This window comes from Desertihabitans aurantiacus, from assembly GCF_003344635.1.
In the GTDB taxonomy this organism is placed as follows: Bacteria; Actinomycetota; Actinomycetes; order Propionibacteriales; family Propionibacteriaceae; genus Desertihabitans; species Desertihabitans aurantiacus.
On the sequence record NZ_QPKK01000292.1, the window covers coordinates 1 to 4422 of the forward strand.

Annotated in this window: 2 protein-coding genes and 1 pseudogene; 2 read left to right on the forward strand and 1 reads right to left on the reverse strand. The window is 70.6% G+C overall.

The window, feature by feature from the left end; translation table 11 throughout:
- Both DVA66_RS17500 and DVA66_RS17505 read left to right on the forward strand, forming a co-directional pair.
- Positions 1 to 389 (forward strand): annotated as a pseudogene (locus DVA66_RS17500) (class I SAM-dependent RNA methyltransferase); the annotation flags it as partial.
- Between the two features lie 85 nt (positions 390 to 474).
- Positions 475 to 3423 carry an aconitate hydratase gene (locus tag DVA66_RS17505; RefSeq protein ID WP_114561208.1) on the forward strand — a complete coding sequence of 983 codons (2949 nt, stop codon included), beginning with the start codon at positions 475 to 477 and terminating at the stop codon, positions 3421 to 3423.
- 425 nt (positions 3424 to 3848) lie between these two features.
- Here the strand turns inward: DVA66_RS17505 and DVA66_RS17510 are convergent, their stop codons facing one another.
- Positions 3849 to 4160, reverse strand: a complete 312-nt coding sequence (locus DVA66_RS17510; RefSeq protein ID WP_114561209.1) for a GIY-YIG nuclease family protein — start codon at positions 4158 to 4160, stop codon at positions 3849 to 3851.
- Positions 4161 to 4422: the final 262 nt, after the last annotated feature.

Here is a 4422-nt window from a genome sequence, read left to right on the forward strand (position 1 = left end):
CCCGGCTCGGGGTGCGCGTGTGGGGGGTGGAGTCGTCGCGCACGGCGGTGGCCCACGCCCGGCGGAACCTGGCCGCGGCCGGCGACTCCGCCAGCCGGGTGACCGCCGGGCGGGTGGCCCAGGTGCTGCGCCGACTGCCCGGGCGCACCGACCTGGTGGTGCTCGACCCGCCGCGCACCGGCGCGGGTGGCGAGGTGGTGCGCGCGGTGCTGGCGCGGCGTCCCCGTCGGATCGCCTACGTGGCCTGCGATCCGGCGGCACTCGCGCGCGACCTGCGCACCGCGCTGGACGCCGGCTGGCGGCTCACCTCGCTGCGCGCCTTCGACCTCTTCCCGATGACCCACCACGTGGAGTGCGTGGCGCTGCTGGAGCCGGGTAGCGGGGTCTGAGCCGGCTGCGCGGGTCGGTTCCGTCGTCAGGACCCGAGTGATATCTTGACGTCAAGACAAATCACCACACCGGGAAGTGAGCCGCATGAGTGTGAACAGCTTCGGCGCCAGGTCGACCCTGGAGGTCGACGGCGAGTCCTACGAGATCTTCCGGCTGGACGCGGTGGAGGGTGCGGAGTCGCTGCCCTACAGCCTGAAGATCCTGCTCGAGAACCTGCTCCGCACCGAGGACGGCGCGAACATCACCGCCGACCACATCCGTGACCTGGCCGGGTGGGACCCGAGCGACAAGCCGAGCAAGGAGATCCAGTTCACCCCGGCCCGGGTGATCATGCAGGACTTCACCGGCGTGCCCTGCGTGGTCGACCTGGCCACCATGCGCGAGGCGATGGCCGAGATGGGCGGCGACCCGTCCCGGATCAACCCGCTGGCGCCGGCCGAGCTGGTGATCGACCACTCGGTGATCGCCGACGTCTTCGGCACCGCCGACGCCTTCGTCAAGAACGTCGAGATCGAGTACGGCCGCAACCGCGAGCGCTACCAGTTCCTGCGCTGGGGCCAGGGCGCCTTCGACGACTTCAAGGTCGTCCCGCCGGGCACCGGCATCGTGCACCAGGTCAACATCGAGCACCTGGCCCGCGTGGTCTTCTCCCGGCCGGGCGCCGACGGCACCAAGGTCGCCTACCCCGACACCTGCGTCGGCACCGACTCCCACACCACCATGGTCAACGGCCTCGGCGTGGTCGGCTGGGGTGTCGGCGGCATCGAGGCCGAGGCCGCCATGCTCGGCCAGCCGGTCTCGATGCTCGTCCCGCGCGTGGTCGGCTTCAAGCTGTCGGGTGAGCTGCCCGAGGGCGCCACCGCCACCGACCTGGTGCTGACCATCACCGAGATGCTGCGCAAGCACGGCGTGGTCGGCAAGTTCGTCGAGTTCTACGGCCCCGGCGTCTCCTCGGTGCCGCTGGCCAACCGGGCCACCATCGGCAACATGTCCCCGGAGTACGGCTCGACCATCGCCGTCTTCCCGATCGACTCCCAGACCACCGACTACCTGCGGCTGACCGGTCGCAGCGCCGAGCAGATCGCGCTGGTCGAGGCCTACGCCAAGACCCAGGGCCTGTGGCACGATGACGACCGCGAGCCCAAGTACAGCGAGTACCTCGAGCTCGACCTGGCCACCGTGGTGCCCAGCCTGGCCGGGCCGAAGCGTCCGCAGGACCGGGTGCTGCTGAGCGAGGCCAAGCAGAGCTTCCGGACGGCGCTGCGCGACTACGTCAAGCACGTCGAACCGGCCGGCGACGCCGTCGACGAGGGCTCGGCGGAGAGCTTCCCCGCCTCCGACACCCCGAGCACCAGCTCGCCGGGTGAGGAGCCGAGCTCTCTGGTCGGGCGGCTGGCCGATCGGGCCAAGGACGCCGCCGGCCAGGTCGCCGAGCGGGTCAGCGGCAGCATCCCGTCCGCGGTCGGCGACCGGGCGGGAGCCCTGGCCGACCGCGCCAAGGACGCCGCCGCGCGGGTCGTCAACGAGGTGCAGGGCCGGGTCAGTGACCGGACCCGCAACCCGGTCGAGGTGACCCTGTCCAGCGGCGAGACCTTCGCCCTCGACCACGGTGCGGTCACGGTGGCCGCGATCACCTCCTGCACCAACACCTCCAACCCGAGCGTGATGGTCGGGGCGGCGCTGGTGGCGAAGAAGGCCGTGGAGCGCGGGCTCAACCGCAAGCCGTGGGTGAAGACCACGCTCGCGCCGGGCTCGAAGGTGGTCATGGACTACTACGAGAAGGCCGGGCTGACGCCGTACCTGGACAAGATCGGCTTCAACCTCGTCGGCTACGGCTGCACCACCTGCATCGGCAACTCCGGTCCGCTGATCCCCGAGGTGAGCCAGGCCGTCAACGAGCACGACCTCGCCGTGGTCTCGGTGCTGTCGGGCAACCGCAACTTCGAGGGCCGGATCAACCCGGACGTGAAGATGAACTACCTGGCCTCCCCGCCGCTGGTGGTCGTCTACGCGCTGGCCGGCACGATGGACATCGACCTCGACAAGGAGCCGCTGGGCACCGACGAGCAGGGCAACGACGTGTTCCTCAAGGACGTCTGGCCGAGCCAGGCCGAGATCGACGAGGTGCTCTCGGGGGCGATCAACAGCGAGATGTTCGCCGACTCCTACGTCGACGTCTTCGCCGGCGACCAGCAGTGGCAGGCGCTGCCGACGCCCACCGGCGACACCTTCGAGTGGGATCCCGACAGCACCTACGTCCGGCGTCCTCCGTACTTCGAGGACATGCCGGCCGAGCCGACCCCGGTCACCGACATCTCCGGTGCGCGGGTGCTGCTCAAGCTCGGCGACTCGATCACCACCGACCACATCTCCCCGGCCGGGGCGATCAAGACCGACAGCCCGGCCGGGAAGTACCTGGCCGAGCACGGGGTGGAGCGCAAGGACTTCAACTCCTACGGCTCGCGCCGGGGCAACCACGAGGTGATGATCCGCGGCACCTTCGCCAACATCCGGCTGCGCAACCAGCTGGCGCCGGGCACCGAGGGCGGGGTCACCCGAGACTTCACCGCCGGTGGCGAGCAGACCACCGTCTACGAGGCCTCGGTGAACTACCTGTCGCAGGGCATCCCGCTGGTGGTGCTGGCCGGCAAGGAGTACGGCTCGGGCTCCTCGCGCGACTGGGCCGCCAAGGGCACCGCGCTGCTCGGGGTCAAGGCGGTCATCGCCGAGTCCTACGAGCGGATCCACCGCTCCAACCTCATCGGCATGGGCGTCCTGCCGCTGCAGTTCCCCGAGGGCCAGAACGCGGAGTCGCTCGGGCTGACCGGTGAGGAGAGCTTCGACATCGAGGGCGTCACCGCGCTGAACGACGGCGGCATCCCCGCCACCGTCAAGGTGAGCGCCACCCGCGAGGGCGCCGACCCGGTGACCTTCGACGCGGTGGTCCGCATCGACACCCCCGGTGAGGCCGACTACTACCGCAACGGCGGCATCATGCAGTACGTGCTCCGCTCGCTGCGGAACAAGGGCTGAACCCCCCCACCACCTCGCACGCCGCGTCCCCACCCGGGGGCGCGGCGTGCGCCGTTTCCCGGGCGGGAAAGGGCGATCACCTGCACGCGGGCAGCCGTCCCGATCCCAACGCCCTGAGCTTGTCGAAGGGCGAGTTCCCGCACCCGGGGAACGGACGAACCTCAGCGCCCTGAGCTTGTCGAAGGGCGAGTTCCCGCACCCGGGGAACGGGCCCGACCCCAGCGCCCTGAGCTTGTCGAAGGGCGAGTTCCCGCACCCGGGGAACGGACGAACCTCAGCGCCCTGAGCTTGTCGAAGGGCGAGTTCCCGCACCCGGGGAACGGGCCCGACCCCAGCGCCCTGAGCCTGTCGAAGGGCGAGTTCCCGCACCCGGGGAACGGACGCGACCCCAGCGCCCTGAGCCTGTCGAAGGGCGGATCGGAGAGTCAGCCGCACTCATCCGGAGCGCAAGGCTGTGCTCTGCTCCTCGCCCGAGACAACGCTGGCAACGCATCGAAGCGCCCATCGATCAGCGCCTGCTTCTTCGCGCGACGCCACCCCTTGAGCTGCTTCTCGATCGCGTAGGCGTCACCGATGTGCTCGGTCTCGAGCTGCCAGACCAGCCGGACCGGACGGCGGTGCTCGGTGTAGGCGTCGGCGCACCCGGTCGCATGGTCGGCCAGCCGTTGGTCCAGATCGCGGGTGCTGCCGACGTACAGCGCTCCGTCGGCGCACTCGAGCAGGTAGACCCAGGCCATGCCGGACAGCATCGGCGCGGACGTCCGCCTCGCGCCATGGGGGTTGTGGACAACTCGGTCGCTGCGTCGGCGTTGATCGCCCTTCGACAGGCTCAGGGCGCTTTCGGGTTGGGTTGGGTGCTCGGGTGCGGGGATTCGCCCTTCGACGGGGTCAGGGGGGTGGGGGGAGGGCGGCAGCGAGGTCGGCGGCGAGCTGGTCGGCCTCGCCGTCGGCGTAGGACGTCCGGGGCCAGAAGAAGCCGCGCAGACCGTCCTTGCGGCG

Bases quoted from the DNA above. Each gene is read 5' to 3' on its own strand.
- DVA66_RS17505 (WP_114561208.1), top strand. From the start codon at position 475: ATGAGTGTGAACAGCTTCGGCGCCAGGTCGACCCTGGAGGTCGACGGC.
- DVA66_RS17510 (WP_114561209.1), bottom strand. From the start codon at position 4,160: ATGGCCTGGGTCTACCTGCTCGAGTGCGCCGACGGAGCGCTGTACGTC.